Origin of the sequence: Nocardia sp. NPDC056564 (assembly GCF_042793755.1) — a bacterium.
In the GTDB taxonomy this organism is placed as follows: Bacteria; Actinomycetota; Actinomycetes; order Mycobacteriales; family Mycobacteriaceae; genus Nocardia.
In genome coordinates, this window is record NZ_JBHTUR010000018.1 from 133,625 (window position 1) to 147,845 (window position 14,221).

The following is a 14,221-nucleotide window of genomic DNA, read 5'->3' on the forward strand; positions in this document are numbered from 1 at the left end:
AACTAACGACCACAACCCGACCTCACCGCCCTGGCTGCAGAGCCAGTCGGTGGACACGGCCGATGGCGCCGAGTCGGAGCAAGCCGCCGACCCGTCGGCCGAGCAGCCCGGCGACGTGGAAGTGGCGGAGTCCGAGACCGTCGAAGCGCCGGACAAGCCGGAGCCGGAACCGGCCGAGCCCGACTTCAGCGGCTCGACGGATCAGACGGTGTCCTACCCGCAGTCCTCGATGCCGCCGCAGTCCTACGGCCCGCCCGAGGGTTTCGCGCCGCCCGCCCCCGCCGAGCAGTACGGCGGCTACGCGCCGCCGAGCGCCGGAGCGTTCGCGCCCACTGGCGCATATGAGCCGTATCAGACCGGCCAGTACCCGCCGATCGCCGCGCACAGCGGCAGCCATCAGATCGCGCCCGAGCCGCAGCACCCCGGCTACGGCGGCGAATACCGGCAGGAGATCGGCCCCGACGGCCTGGTCCGCCGGGTGCCGCAGGAACCCGCCGAAGCCGCTGCGCCGCAACCCGATCAGCCCGCCGCGCCGATCTACAGCTGGGCGCCGCCGCCCCCGCCGGTGACCCACCAACCGCCGCCCGCGTATCAGCCGCCGCCCGCGCCGATGGGCCAGCAGCCGCCCGGACCGCCGATGGGCCAGGTGCCGCCGCCGAGCTGGCAGGGTGGGCCGAACCCGCATCAGCCGTCGCAGCCGTTCCAGCCGCAGCATGTGCCCGCGCCGGGCCAGCCGGGCCACTCGGTCAACGACCTGAACCTGCTCAAGCGCGCCCGGCGCGCACCACGCAGCGGTTGGCGGCGGGCGGTGCACAAGGCCACCGGCGGCGTGCTCAACCCCGGCGAGTCCGCGGCCGATGTCGTCTATCGCGACCTGGTCGACCGGGTGAACCAGCCGGTGCGCGGCGACTACCGGATCGCGATCCTGTCACTCAAGGGCGGCGTCGGCAAGACCACCACCACGGTCGGCCTCGGCTCGACGTTCGCGTCGCTGCGCGGCGACCGGGTGATCGCGATCGACGCCAACCCGGACCTCGGCACGCTCGCCCACCGGGTGCCGCGTCAGACCCGCTCCACCGTGCGCAACCTGCTCGAAGACCAGCACATCAGCCGGTACTCCGACGTGCGGGCGCACACCTCACAGGCGCCGAGCCGACTGGAAGTGCTTGCCAGCGAACAGGATCCGGCCGTTTCGGAGGCGTTCAGCGAGGCCGACTACCGCAAGGCGATCGGCATCCTGCAGTCGTTCTACAACATCATCCTGACCGACTGCGGCACCGGCCTGATGCACTCGGCCATGGCCGGCGTGCTGGACATGGCCAGCTCGCTCGTGCTGGTCACCTCGCCCGCGATCGACGGCGCGCGCAGCGCCTCGGCCACGCTGGACTGGCTCGACCACCACGGCTACGGCAAGCTCGTCGAGCGCACCGTCGTCGTGGTCAACGCCTCCCGCCGCGGCGCGTCCACGGTAGACCTCGACCAGCTGCGCAAGCTCTTCCTCGACCGCACCCGCGCGGTTCAGGTGGTGCCGTTCGACGATCACCTCGCCGAGGGCGCGGAGATCGACCTGGAGCTGGTCAGCAAGCCGACCCGGCGGGCCCTGCTGGAACTGGCCGCGATGGTCGCCGACGACTTCGGTTATGTCGGCGCGCAGCAGTACCACCACCCCGGCCCGATGGGACACTAGAACAATCGAAAAGTATTGCGGCCCGGCGTATCTCGCGCCGGGCCGCAGTGTTTTTACGGACTAGTACTTACCGAACAGGACTGCCGCGTTGTGGCCGCCGAAGCCGTACGAATTGTTCATTACGTACTGGACATCGGTGTATCGCGCGGTGCCGCTGACGATGTCGAGGGCGATGTCGGCGTCCTGGTTGTCGAGGTTCAGCGTCGGCGGGATCACGCCGTCGCGCAGGCTCAGCACCGAGATCGCCGCCTCCAGCGCACCGACCGCGCCGACCGAGTGCCCGAGCGCGGATTTGGGCGCGTAGACCGCGGGGTGCTTACCGATCGCGGCCTCGATTCCCTTGGCCTCGGCCAGATCTCCGAAGGGGGTTCCGGTGGCGTGCGCGTTGACGTGGTCGACGTCCGCGCCGTCGACGCCGGCGGTCGCCAACGCGCGCCGCATGGCCCTGGCGTTGCCGCGCCCCTCCGGATCCGGGGCGACCAGGTGGTAGCCGTCGGCCGTCAGCCCCGCGCCGAGCAACCGGGCCAGCGGCCGGGCGCCGCGCGCCAACGCGTGCTCCTCGGCCTCCAGCACGAGCAATGCCGCGGACTCACCGAAGACGAAACCGTCCCGATCGCGATCGAACGGCCGCGACGCGCGTTCGGGCTCCGCGACCCGCGCACTGAGCGCGCGCATATTCGTAAAGCCTGCCAGCGCAAGGGCATTGATCCGCCCCTCGACGCCGCCCGCGACGATGATGTCGGCCTCGCCGAGGATGATCGACCGCCACGCGTGCACCAGCGACTCACAGCCCGAGGAGCACGCCGACACCGGCGTGACCACGCTCGCCCGCGCGCCGAGCTCGAGTCCGAGCACCGCGGCAGGCCCGTTCGGCATGGCCATCGGGATCGCGAACGGCGAGACCTTGCGGTACCCCTGATCGCGCATGATGTCGTTCGAGTCGACGATCACCTCCGCGCCGCCGACCCCGGTCCCGATCGAGATGCCGAGCCGGTCCTGATCCACCTCCGGCGCGCCGAGCGTCTGCCAAATCCGCTTGCCCATCACATAGGCCACCTGCTGGACGTAGGACATGCGCCGCTTCTTGATCCGGTCGAGCTCGGCGGTCGGATCGCTCTTGAACGTCGCCCCGATATTGATCGGCAGCCCAGTGCTCTCGACCTCCGGATCGTCGAGCACCCGCACCCCGCTTTCCCCCGCCAGCAACCCCTTCCAGGTGGACTCCGCGTCCGCGCCGAGGGCAGAGGAAACCTCCACCGCGGTCACCACCACGCTGCGGAATCCTCCGTTGCGCGTTGAGAACTGGGTGATATCACGCATTGCCGTCGCGTGTCCTTTCGTCGAGCCGCACCACGCGGAAAGCCTGTCCAGCAATCTATTTGGCCGAACCGGACGGCGACATGTGCGGAACTCTCACAGGACCCGCCCAGGAATTGTGAGAATGTGCCAACGACGCAACAACAGTCGGCCGCTTAGGCTCCGCCCCCGACTCCCGTACCAGTGCCTTCGCGTCACACCATGTCGACCACCCCGGGGCCCGCTGTGGAAAGCCGACAACTCGACGCGACGCCGAAATCACTGCTCCCGCTGCGCCGTAGACCGCGGCCCGGACTCCGCGACCACGCTCGCCGCGGCATCGTGGAAGGCGGCCAGCACCGCGGCGATCGCCGGGCTGCGTTCGGCCCTGGGGCGGGTGGCCAGCTCGAACATGCGGGCCGCGCGGACTCCGGTGAGACGCAGCAGCGACAGGTCCGGGTGCGACACCGAGTAGCGCGGCATCAACGAGACGCCGTACCCGCTGATGACCAACGCCTCGATGACCCGGAAGTCGTTCAGCCGCTGGGCTATTCGCGGCTGCACGCCGGTCTGGGTGGCGATCGAGCGGAGCACGTCGTCGATCGGGTAGCCGCCGCGCACGCTCAGCCAGGTCTCGTCGGCCAGTTCCCCGGGGATCACCGAGTCGTGGCCGGCCAGCCGATGGAACGGCGCCACCACGACATCGATGGGTTCGCGCATGAGCAGGCGGACCGCGATCCGCGGGTCGGCGATCGGCGCCGCGCGCTCGTCGCGATGGGTGAGCACCACGTCGAAATCGGCCAGCAGCCGGGTGACTTCGGACGGCGGCAGGTCCACGTCGCTCGCGACGAGGTCGACCCCGCTGCCCGCGAGCGCGGACAGCACCAGCGGCAGCAGCAGCGAGCCTGCCGAGGGGAACAGCGCGACCCTGACCCGGCCGCGCGGGGAGCCGCGATAGTTGGCCATCTCCGCGACCGCGCGATCCATCGCCGCGAGCACCTCGTCCGCGCGCACCACCAGCGCCCGGCCCGCATCGGTCAGGCGGACGCGGCGGCCGTCGGGTTCGAGCAGCGCGACCCCCGCCTCCTTGGCCAGCACCTTGAGCTGCTGCGAGACCGCGGAGGGGGTCATCGAGAGCGCGGCGGCGACGGCGGCGATGGTGCCGCGATCGGCGAATTCGCGCAGCACCCGGAGCCGCTCGACCGACATCGGCGGCCCGGTAGGCCGGTCAACCACGGTTTTGCCCTGGTGACAGACCCGCAGGACGGTCCGTGTCGATCATGAAGCAAAACTACATCAATAGTCCAGATTAATTCGATTGTTCTGATGGTTAGGCCCGCGCACGATTGGTCCCATGACCGCTCGTGATCGCCTGCTCGGACTGACTGTCGTGCTGCTCTGGGGACTGAACTTCCTCGCGCTGCGCGCGGGACTCGACCACTTCCCGCCGTTCTTCTTCGCCGCGCTGCGCTTCGCGGTCATCGCGGTCCCGGTGCTGCTGTTCGTCCCCCGCCCGAAGGTCCGGCTGCGCTGGCTCCTGTTGTACGGCACCGGTTTCGGCATCCTGCAGTTCGCGTTCCTGTTCACCGCGATGCGCGCGGGCATGCCGACCGGGCTGGCCTCGCTGGTGTTGCAGTCGTCCGCGCCGTTCACCGTGCTGCTCGGCGCGTTGTTCCTGCGCGAGCGGATCCGTCCGGTGCAGGTGGCCGGCATTGCGGTGGCGATGACCGGCATGGCGGTGATCGGCTGGGATCGGCTCGAACACGCCGCGCTGCTGCCGGTGCTGCTGACCCTGGCCGCCGGGCTGGGCTGGGCGTTCGGCAATATCGGCGCGCGGCAGGCCACCGTCGAAGCACCCGGCCTCAACACCATGCACCTGACGCTGTGGATCGCCGTCGTGCCGCCGCTGCCGATGTTCGCGCTGTCCGCCGCGACCGAGGGCCCGACCACCGGCCTGCACGCGATCGCCGATTCCTTCTCCGCGGCGGGCTGGCCCGCGCTGGCCGCGGTGGCTTACACCGCCCTGCTCGCCACGGTGGTCGGCAGCGGCATGTGGACCTACCTGATGAGCCGCTACCCGGCGGGCGTCGTCGCACCGTTCACGCTGCTGGTTCCGGTGGTCGGCATCGCCGCGGCATGGGCGTTCCTGCACGAGACGCCGACACCGCTGTCACTGCTCGGCGGCGTGATCGTCATCGGGGGCGCGTTCGCCGCGACCGCGGGCAAGCGCTCGAAGGTCGACCGGGCGCAGGCCGCGGAACTCGACGCGGCCGCGGGCACCCCGGAACTCGTCAAGGCCTGATCCCGCAGGCCGCGCGGATAGTTATGTGTACCAACGGGTTCGGGAAACCTTCGGCACAGGTTTGCCGATCCGATTCCGGATATCGCTATGCTCACATCCGCCGACCGAATCAGCCTTCACCTCGGACCAGGCACAGGGCGGGTACGCCGGTGCGGACCTGCCGCTTTACAGTAGTGACAACATGTAACTAAGGTCCCGAGGCTAGGCACAGTGCGGCGCATGGCAGAACATCGGTGGACCGTATCGCGAAGAAGCTTGCTTCGCGGAACGGCTGTGGCGGGGGTAGCGGCAGCGGGGGCACTGACGACCGGGGCGCTGCGCTCCGGGCCTGCCGCGGGTAGTCCGGGCGGCAGGCGGGTCGCGGTGCTCGGCGGTGGCGTCGCGGGCCTGACCGCGGCGCACGAACTGATCGAACGCGGCTTCCAGGTAACGATTTTCGAGCGCCGCGCGTGGGGCGGCAAGGCGCGCAGCATGCCGGTGCCCGGCACCGGATCCGCGGGCCGGGCGGACCTACCCGGCGAGCACGGCTTCCGCTTCTTTCCCGGTTTCTATCAGCACGTGCCGGACACCATGCGCCGAATTCCGTTCGCGGGCAACCCGAACGGCGTGTGGAACAACCTGGTCGCGGTGCCGGAGGCGCGCTTCGCCCGGCGCGACGGCGACGACTTCCGGCTGCCGCTCGGCCCGCGCGCCCGCACCGGGTTCACCCCGGACAGCTTCCGCGAGACCCTCGGCGCCACGATCTCCACCACGCTGCACATGCCGGTCAACGAGGGCCTCTACTTCGCCAACCGCCTGCTCGTGTTCAACAGCAGCTGCGACGCCCGCAGGCTCGGCCAGTGGGAGCACACGTCCTGGCGCGACTACGTCGGCGGTAACGCCCGCTCGCACGAATTCCGCGCGCTGCTGTCGCGCACGCTGACGAGCATCATGGTCGCCGCGAAGGAGGACGTGGCCAGCGTCCGCACCATCGGCAACATGGGCGAGCAGTTCCTCGGCAACCCGGCCGAGATCGGCAACGACGGCGGCCTCGACCGGGTGCTGAACGGGCCGACCAACGCCGTCTGGATCGAGCCGTGGCTGCAGCGGATGCGCGAACTGGGCGTGCGCTTCGAGCTCGGCGCCGAGGTGCGCGGGCTCGACGTGCGCGACGGCCGGATCACCGCGGCGAGGATCGTGGACAGGTCCGGCACGCAACGCAGCATCGATGCCGACTACTTCGTGGTCGCCGTGCCCGCCGAACAGGCGCGCGCCCTGTGGTCGAAGGACGTGCTGGCGGTGCGCCCCGAGCTGGCCGCGATGGACCGGCTCTTCTCCGACTGGATGAACGGCCTCCAGTTCTATCTGCGCAGGCCCGCGGACATCTCGCGCGGCCACACCGCCTACATCGATGCCCCGTGGGCGCTCACCTCGATCAATCAAAACCAGGTGTGGGCGCGCAAATTCACCGACTTCGGCGACGGCTCCGTGCAGGACTGCCTGTCGGTCGACATCTCCGACTGGAACACCCCGGGCATGCTGTACGGCAAGCCGGCCAAGGAGTGCACCCACGACGAGATCGCCCGCGAGGTGTGGGCGCAGATCGCGGCCCACCTCAACGACCGCGGCGACGTGCTGCGCGACGCCGACCTGCACTCCTGGCACCTCGACCCCGGCATCACCTGGCAGGAGGGGCCGCACCGCAACGCCAACGCCGACCCGCTGCTGATCAACACCGCCGGCTCCTGGGAGTTCCGGCCGGAGCCGCACGGCGCACTCGAAAACCTGTTCCTGGCGGGCGATTACGTCCGCACCAATGTCGACCTGGCGACCATGGAGGGCGCGAACGAGTCGGCGCGGGCGGCGGTGAACGCGCTGCTCGACGTGTCCGGCTCGGACGCCGAACGCTGCCGGATGTACACGCTCTACCGCGCGACCGAACTCGAGCCGCTGCGCCAGATGGACGCGGACCGCTACGCCGCCGGTCAGCCCAACCTGTTCGACGTGCAGATCTGATGTGATCGATCTCCCGGCGGCGCACCGCGCTCCGGATGCTTGAATCGGGTATGCGCGAGTCCACCGAACAGCTCACCGACCCCGTCGAACTGCGAAACCTGCTGGGCGAGGTGGGTTCCCGGGCCGCGAACAAGGAGCGGGTCACGCTGCATCCCCGGGATCGCGACTGGATCGCCGCCACCCCGTTCCTGGTCATGAGCACCAGCGACGCGCAGGGCAACTGCGACGCGTCGCCGAAGGGCGATCCGGCGGGCTTCGTCCGGGTCCTCGACGACCGGACCCTCGCGATTCCCGAACGCCCCGGCAACCGGCGCGCGGACGGCTACTTCAACATCCTGGCCAATCCGCACATCGGCCTGCTGTTCGTCATCCCGGGCCGCAGCCAGACCCTGCGGATCAACGGGCGCGCCCGCCTCGTGCGCGACGCCCCCTACTTCGACGAGATGGTGGTGCGCGGGCACCGCCCGATCCTCGCCGTCGAGGTCGACATCGAGCAGATCTATTTCCACTGCGCGAAGGCGTTCCTGCGCAGCCATCTGTGGGAGCCGGAGCAGTGGCCCGACGACGGCCTGCCGTCCTGGCCGCGCCTGGTCAAAGAGGTCCAGACCGACACCACCGAAACGCTCGAGGAACTCGAACGCCACTACGCCCCGGCCAACTACAACAGCACGCTGTACCAGGGCTAGCCGCGCCGGGGTGGGCTACGCCACCGGCCCGGGCCGCGCCGATCACCCGGGTCGAACATAGACTCGCGGCGTGGCAGACATTTCGGTGCGTGGGCGAATCGCCCTGCGGGCCGCGGCGGCAGCGTCGTGGGCCTCGCAGAAGGCGGGACGCGGCAAGGGATCGATGATCGGCGGGCTCATCGCGCTGCAGATCGACAAGACGATCATGGACCAGCTCGGCCGCGGCCGGCGCACGGTGCTGATCACCGGCACCAACGGCAAGTCGACCACGACCAGGATGACCACCGCGGCGCTCAGCACGCTCGGCGCGGTCGCCACCCAGGCCGACGGCGCCAACATGGACGCGGGCATCGTGGCCGCGCTCAGCGCCCACCGCGGCGTCGAACTGGCCGCGATCGAGGTGGACGAGCTGCACCTGCCGCACGTCACCGACGCGCTGAACCCCGCCGCGGTCGTGCTGCTCAATCTGAGCCGCGACCAGCTGGACCGGGTCGGCGAGATCAACATGATCGAACGCAAGCTGCGGGCCGGCCTGGCCCGGCACCCCGACACCGTGGTGATCGCCAACTGCGACGACGTGCTGGTCACCTCGATCGCCTACGACCACCCGAACGTGGTGTGGGTGGCCGCGGGCAGCGGCTGGTCGATGGACGCGACCAGCTGTCCGCGCAGCGGCGAGCCTATCTTGTGGGAGGGTGAACACTGGCGCAGTACCGGTGCGGATTTCGAACGGCCCGAACCCGATTGGTGGCTCGACGGCGACGATCTGGTCGGTCCGGACAAGCAGCGATTCCCGCTGAAACTGGCGCTGCCCGGCCGGGCCAATCGCGGCAACGCCGCGCAGGCGGTCGCCGCGGCGATCGCGCTCGGCGCCGATCCGGCGGCCGCGGTCACCGCGACCGGTACCGTGCGCGAGATCGCCGGCCGCTACCGGACCGTGCAGGTCGGCGAGCACGCCGCCCGGCTGCTGCTGGCGAAGAACCCGGCGGGCTGGCAGGAAGCGCTGTCCATGATCGAGCCGAGTTCGGCCGGGCTGGTGATCGCGGTGAACGGGCAGGTGCCCGACGGCGAGGACCTGTCCTGGCTGTGGGATGTGCGGTTCGAGCACTTCGAAGGCGTCCAGGTGGTCGCCTCCGGCGAGCGGGCCACCGACCTCGCCGTGCGCCTCACCTACGCGGGCGTCGAGCACACCACGGTGCCGAATCCGTTGCGGGCCATCGCCTCCTGCCCGGCGGGGCACGTCGAGGTGCTGGCAAACTACACCGCGTTCCGGGATCTCAACCGCGACCTCGAGGCGAAATCATGAGCGAATCGACCGTGCGTATCGGTCTGGTGCTGCCCGATGTGATGGGCACCTACGGCGACGGCGGCAACGCGCTGGTGCTGCGGCAGCGGCTGCGGCTGCGCGGCTACGCCGCCGAGGTCGTCGAGGTCACCCTGGCCGACCCGGTTCCCGACTCCCTGGACATCTATACCCTTGGCGGCGCGGAGGATTCGGCGCAGCGCCTGGCCACCCGGCACCTGCAGCGCTACCCCGGCCTGCAGCAGGCGGCCGCGAACGGCACTCCGGTGCTGGCCATCTGCGCCGCCATCCAGGTGCTCGGCCAGTGGTACGAGACGTCCTCGGGCGAACGCGTGGACGGCGTCGGCATGATCGACGTGACCACCTCGCCGCAGCCCAAGCGCGCGATCGGCGAGGTGACCACCGCGCCCCTGCTGCCCGGGCTCAGCGCGGCGCTGACCGGCTTCGAAAACCACCGGGGCGGCACGAAACTCGGCGGCGACGCGACCGGGCTGGCCAAGGTCACCCGCGGCGTCGGCAACGGGGTCGGCGACGGCCTCGAGGGCGTGGTGCAGGGCTCGGTGATCGGCACCTACATGCACGGTCCCGCGCTGGCCCGCAATCCGGAATTGGCCGACCTGCTGCTGATGCGGGCGCTCGGGGTCACCGAATTGGCGCCGCTGCCGATGCCGGAGGTCGAGCAACTTCGCCGTGAACGCCTGCGCGCCTAGGAACTCCGGCACCGGATAACACAATGCGAGGTCGGGGCCTCGACAATCCACAAACGCGACTCGGCCGATAAGCTCCGGGGCGCTGAGCTATAGACGCGCTACGCTCCCCGCTATGACGACGATCACGCCGGGGTTGCCTGCCGAATCAATGGCGCAGCCGGTAATGCCACGCCGTCCCCCGATATGGACTCGCTGGCGCGGCATCCTGCGGCCGCGTCCGTTGTATCTGTCGCTGATCGTTTCCTCGGTGGTCGCGCTCAAGGCGTTCGAGATGTCTTTTGCCGCACTGCACCATCTAGCCGTGCGCAATCTGGTGGAGGCCGATCTCGCGTCCAATGTGCCGATCGCCATCGACGGACTGGTCGTCGGTTCCATCGTCGCCACCGCGTCATTCCCGAAACGCAGCGCGGGCTGGTGGTATGCCACCGGGCTTTTCGTTCTTTCCACGCTGGTATCGGTGGCCGGGAATATCGAATACGCGCGCGAGATCGGCGGCGGCCCGGTGTCCTTGATCATCTATGCCGGAATGCCGCTCACACTGCTGTTCGCGGTGCATCTCACGTTGATTCTGCTCGGCCGCAGCACCGCGGCGCGCCAGCTCCCGGAGCCGGTCGCGCCGGAGGTCGATCACTACGAGACCGCGGGGGAACTGCCGGAACAGGTGACATCGCCGCAGCTCAACGGGCAATCGCCGCAGCTCAACGGGCATCCGCAGGTCAATGGCCAGAACCAGGTGAACGGGCACGAGACCGCGAAGCCCGCGGCGGGACCCTTCGCCGCAGGCCCGAATACCCCCGTGCGCTTCAACACCTTCGACGCCGAGGGCCGAAAGCTGGTCAACCACCGATAATCCCGCGGCAACGTCCAGGTAGTTAGTAACTCACCCACGCTCGACTACTTCGATGGAGAAAACGCATGTCGCTCACCGTCTGGCAGGACCAGGACGTCGATCAGTTCCGTGAAGTAGCGAGCAGGCTCGCCTCGGTGATCCAAAGCAGCGTGGACCGATCGGGCGCGCTGAGCCAGCTCACCGAGTCGGTGGAAAGCGGGGACGCGTTCACCGACCTGTTGATCGAATTCGCCGGCCGCTGGTTCCACGAAACCGGCGGCCAATCGGTATTGATCGGGCCGGAATTGTTCTGGCTGCTGTCCGAACCGAACCTGCGTAAAGGCATCAGCAGCGCGCTGCGTGGTCCGGAAACCGCGCCCGATCTCGAGTACTCGGTCAGCAGGCGCAGCCGGAAGCTGTTGCTGATCTGCGTTTTCGAGACATTGGCGCAGAACCAGTGGTTGGCGGGCAACATCGGCGAGCCCGTGGGGATGAACGGCGTCAACGGGATGAACGGCAGCGTCAACGGAATAGCGTGATCGGCCCGCCCGCCGATTAAGTTCACGACGTTTCTAACTCTCCCCTCGACCGCCTCGGCGCGGATAGCGTCGAGGTTTGCCGAGTTTTGAGGAGAGTGCCGTGTCCGACGTGGGCCAGCATCGGCGTGGATTGCCACCGAGCGCCGCATGACCGCCGTCACCACGCCGGACGCGCCGGCGGTGGGTGCGGACGCGCCCGCCGCCGTGCCGCGACGCCGGCGCAACTACCGCCGCCTGCTCGGTCCGGCGGTGACCCGGATCGGCGCGCTGGCGCTCGTGCTCGGGGTGTGGACCGTGGTCACCGCCGCCGGTCTGGTCGATCCGCTGTATCTGCCGTCGCCGCACGCGGTGTGGGATGCGTTCGTGCGCGCCAACTCTCGCCATCAGATCGCGGCGGGGGTGGATCGCACGGTGATCGGTGAGCAGAACTATTACCTGTGGGAGCATCTGCTGGCCAGCCTGCAGCGGATCGCCGCCGGGGTCGGCCTGGCGATCGTGGCCGGCCCGCTGATCGGGTTCGGGATGGGCATGCTCACCCCGGTGCGGCTGGTCACCGAGCCGATCCTGAACTTCCTGCGGTCGCTGCCGCCGCTCGGCTATATCGGCCTGCTGATCGTGTGGTTCGGCATCGGCGACATGTCGAAGATCTGGCTGCTGTTCCTGGCCGCGTTCCCGCCGATCGCCGTCGCGACGCTGAGCGGCGTCACCGGCGTCAAACAGGACTATCTCAATGCCGCCCGCTCGCTGGGCGCCGGTCGCGCCCAGGTGATTTCGCGGGTGGTGCTGCCCGCGACGCTGCCCGAGGTGATCGGCGGCATCCGGATCGCCACCGCGTTCGCCTGGACCACCGTGGTCGCCGCCGAGCTGAACAACGGCATCCCCGGCATCGGCGGCCTCGCGTACATCTCCGGCACGCAGCTGAATACGCCGCTGACCATCGCCTGCATCATCGTGATCGGCGGCGCCGCACTCGTGCTCGACTCGGTCATCAAATTTCTTGGTGGCAAAGCAGTTCCGTGGAAAGGCAAGGTATGAAATCCGCAATCCGCCGGGCGGTCACCGCCGGTCTGGCCGTCGCCGCCGTGGTCGCGACGACCGCAGGATGCGTCGAGTCCGGGCGCGGGGACACCGCGGCCGCGGGGGCGCAGACGGCGTGCCCGTTCGCGGCGGATCCGAGCGTGACCGCGACGGCCCGGATCGGCTTCCAGGCCATCCCGAATGCCGACCTGCTGGTGAAGGATCGCGGACTGCTCGCCGCCTGCCTGCCGAACGCGAAGGTCACCTGGAGCCAGTTCTCCTCGGGCGCCGACGTGGTCCAGGCGTTCGGCGCGGGCAGCCTCGACATCGGCACCATGGGCTCGAGCCCGGCGACCAAGGCGCTGTCCGCGCCGCTGAATCTGCCGGTGCGGGTGCTGTGGATCCACGACGTGATCGGCAAGTCGGAATCGCTGATCGCCAAGGACAATTCGATCACCTCGCTGGCCGGGTTGCGCGGCAAGCGCGTCGCGACACCGTTCGGCAGCACCGCGCATTACAGCCTGCTCGCCGCGCTCGGCAAGGCCGGCCTGGCCGCCGACGTGCAGTTGATCAACATGGCCCCCGACGCGATTCCCGGCGCCTGGAACGGCGGTCAGATCGACGCGGCCTGGGTGTGGGATCCGACCCTGTCGAAGCTCGCCGAATCCGGCGGCCACGTGGTCACCTCCAGCGCCGACACCGCCGCCGCCGGCGCGCCGACCTTCGACCTGGCCGTCGCGAGCAAGAAGTTCCTCGACGAGAACCCGCGATTCGCGGTGGTGTGGGCGAAGGTGCAGGACTACGCGGTGACGCAGCTGCGCACCAAGCCGGAGGAGGCGGCCGTCTCGATCGGCGCGCAACTCGGCATCGAGCCGAAGCTGGTCGGGCCGCAGCTGGCCGGATACACCTACCTCGGCGCGGCCGAGCAGGCCGATCCGAAGTACCTGGGCGGCGGTTTCGGCGCCGATCTGCACAAGACGGCCGAATTCCTGTTGAGCCAGGGCGGAATCGGCGCGGTCGGCGACGAGTCCGCGTACCGCACCGGCATTTACGGCGATGCGGCCAAGGGCGCGAACTCGTGACCGAGCTCGTCCGGCTCACCGGGGTGAGCAAGAGCTACCCCGGTGACGACGGCCCGACGCAGGTGCTCGCGCCGACCGATCTGTCCATCGACGGCGGCGAGTTCGTCTGTGTCGTAGGTCCTTCCGGCTGCGGCAAGTCCACCTTGCTGAACCTGCTCGCCGGTTTCCTGGAACCGACCGAGGGCACGGTCCAGGTCGGCGGCCGCCCGATCACCGGACCCGACCCCGATCGGGGCGTCGTGTTCCAGCAGCCGAACCTCTACCCCTGGCTGTCCGTCCGCCAGAACGTCGAGTTCGGCCCCAAAGTCCGTGGCGTGCCGCGCGATCAGCGCGTCGCCGAGGCCGACCGCATGCTCACCCTGGTCGGGCTCGACCACCTCGGCAGCCGCCGTCCCTACGAACTCTCCGGCGGCCAGCAGCAGCGCGCCCAGATAGCCCGCGTGCTGGTCAACGATCCCCAGATCATCCTGATGGACGAACCGTTCGGCGCCCTGGACGCCCTCACCCGGGAAAACCTCCAGGGCGAACTGCGGACCCTCTGGCGTGACCGGAAGAAGACGGTCCTGTTCGTCACCCACAGCATCGACGAGGCCCTGCTGCTGGGCACCCGGGTCCTGGTCATGGGCACCCGCCCCGGCCGCGTCATCTACGACCGGCCGACCGCGTTCAAGTCCGGGCTCGCGGACCCCTCCTTCACCACCCTGCGTCCCCACCCCGATTTCATCCACATGCGCGACGAGGTTTCCGCCCACATCTACGCCGCGCACGCCTGACC

The 14,221-nt window shown here is 69.6% G+C and carries 13 protein-coding genes; 11 read left to right on the forward strand and 2 right to left on the reverse strand.

Annotated elements, in window-relative coordinates; translation table 11 throughout:
* The first annotated feature begins 229 nt into the window (after positions 1-229).
* Positions 230-1,687: an AAA family ATPase gene (locus ACFQ9K_RS34215; RefSeq protein ID WP_378719402.1), complete on the forward strand. Its 1,458-nt coding sequence runs from the start codon at positions 230-232 to the stop codon at positions 1,685-1,687.
* A gap of 60 nt (positions 1,688-1,747) precedes the next feature.
* On the opposite strand, the gene ACFQ9K_RS34220 is transcribed toward ACFQ9K_RS34215, so the two are convergent.
* On the reverse strand, positions 1,748-3,007 hold the full coding sequence (locus ACFQ9K_RS34220; protein ID WP_378719351.1) for a KasA/KasB family beta-ketoacyl-ACP synthase: 1,260 nt from the start codon (positions 3,005-3,007) through the stop codon (positions 1,748-1,750).
* A 255-nt stretch (positions 3,008-3,262) separates the two neighbouring features.
* A complete protein-coding gene (locus ACFQ9K_RS34225; protein ID WP_378719353.1) occupies positions 3,263-4,192 on the reverse strand; it encodes a LysR family transcriptional regulator in 930 nt (309 codons plus the stop codon).
* A 145-nt stretch (positions 4,193-4,337) separates the two neighbouring features.
* Here ACFQ9K_RS34225 and ACFQ9K_RS34230 point away from each other — a divergent pair, with 145 nt between their 5' ends.
* The 10 genes from ACFQ9K_RS34230 (at position 4,338) to ACFQ9K_RS34275 (ending at position 14,219) form a co-directional block, all read left to right on the forward strand.
* On the forward strand, positions 4,338-5,285 hold the full coding sequence (locus tag ACFQ9K_RS34230; RefSeq protein ID WP_378719354.1) for an EamA family transporter: 948 nt from the start codon (positions 4,338-4,340) through the stop codon (positions 5,283-5,285).
* 219 nt (positions 5,286-5,504) lie between these two features.
* Positions 5,505-7,280 carry an FAD-dependent oxidoreductase gene (locus ACFQ9K_RS34235; RefSeq protein ID WP_378719356.1) on the forward strand — a complete coding sequence of 592 codons (1,776 nt, stop codon included), beginning with the start codon at positions 5,505-5,507 and terminating at the stop codon, positions 7,278-7,280.
* A gap of 35 nt (positions 7,281-7,315) precedes the next feature.
* Entirely contained in the window at positions 7,316-7,966 is a 651-nt protein-coding gene (locus ACFQ9K_RS34240) for a pyridoxamine 5'-phosphate oxidase family protein (RefSeq protein WP_378719358.1), read from the forward strand.
* Positions 7,967-8,036: 70 nt separating this feature from the next.
* The gene (locus ACFQ9K_RS34245; RefSeq protein WP_378719360.1) at positions 8,037-9,272 is read left to right on the forward strand and encodes a MurT ligase domain-containing protein; all 1,236 of its coding nucleotides are present in this window, start codon (positions 8,037-8,039) and stop codon (positions 9,270-9,272) included.
* Entirely contained in the window at positions 9,269-9,979 is a 711-nt protein-coding gene (locus tag ACFQ9K_RS34250; protein WP_378719362.1) for a type 1 glutamine amidotransferase, read from the forward strand. The genes ACFQ9K_RS34245 and ACFQ9K_RS34250 overlap by 4 nt, the downstream gene beginning before the upstream one ends.
* Before the next feature lie 112 nt (positions 9,980-10,091).
* The gene (locus ACFQ9K_RS34255) at positions 10,092-10,829 is read left to right on the forward strand and encodes a DUF2637 domain-containing protein (RefSeq protein WP_378719364.1); all 738 of its coding nucleotides are present in this window, start codon (positions 10,092-10,094) and stop codon (positions 10,827-10,829) included.
* A 65-nt stretch (positions 10,830-10,894) separates the two neighbouring features.
* Positions 10,895-11,347, forward strand: coding sequence for a hypothetical protein (locus tag ACFQ9K_RS34260; protein WP_378719366.1), 453 nt, complete (start codon positions 10,895-10,897; stop codon positions 11,345-11,347).
* 147 nt (positions 11,348-11,494) lie between these two features.
* Positions 11,495-12,382 (forward strand): ABC transporter permease, encoded by an 888-nt coding sequence (locus tag ACFQ9K_RS34265; protein WP_378719368.1) that lies wholly within the window; start codon positions 11,495-11,497, stop codon positions 12,380-12,382.
* A complete protein-coding gene (locus ACFQ9K_RS34270; RefSeq protein WP_378719370.1) occupies positions 12,379-13,446 on the forward strand; it encodes an ABC transporter substrate-binding protein in 1,068 nt (355 codons plus the stop codon). The genes ACFQ9K_RS34265 and ACFQ9K_RS34270 overlap by 4 nt, the downstream gene beginning before the upstream one ends.
* Positions 13,443-14,219 carry an ABC transporter ATP-binding protein gene (locus ACFQ9K_RS34275; protein WP_378719371.1) on the forward strand — a complete coding sequence of 259 codons (777 nt, stop codon included), beginning with the start codon at positions 13,443-13,445 and terminating at the stop codon, positions 14,217-14,219. Before ACFQ9K_RS34270 ends, ACFQ9K_RS34275 begins: the two co-directional genes overlap by 4 nt.
* The last annotated feature ends 2 nt before the right edge of the window (positions 14,220-14,221 follow it).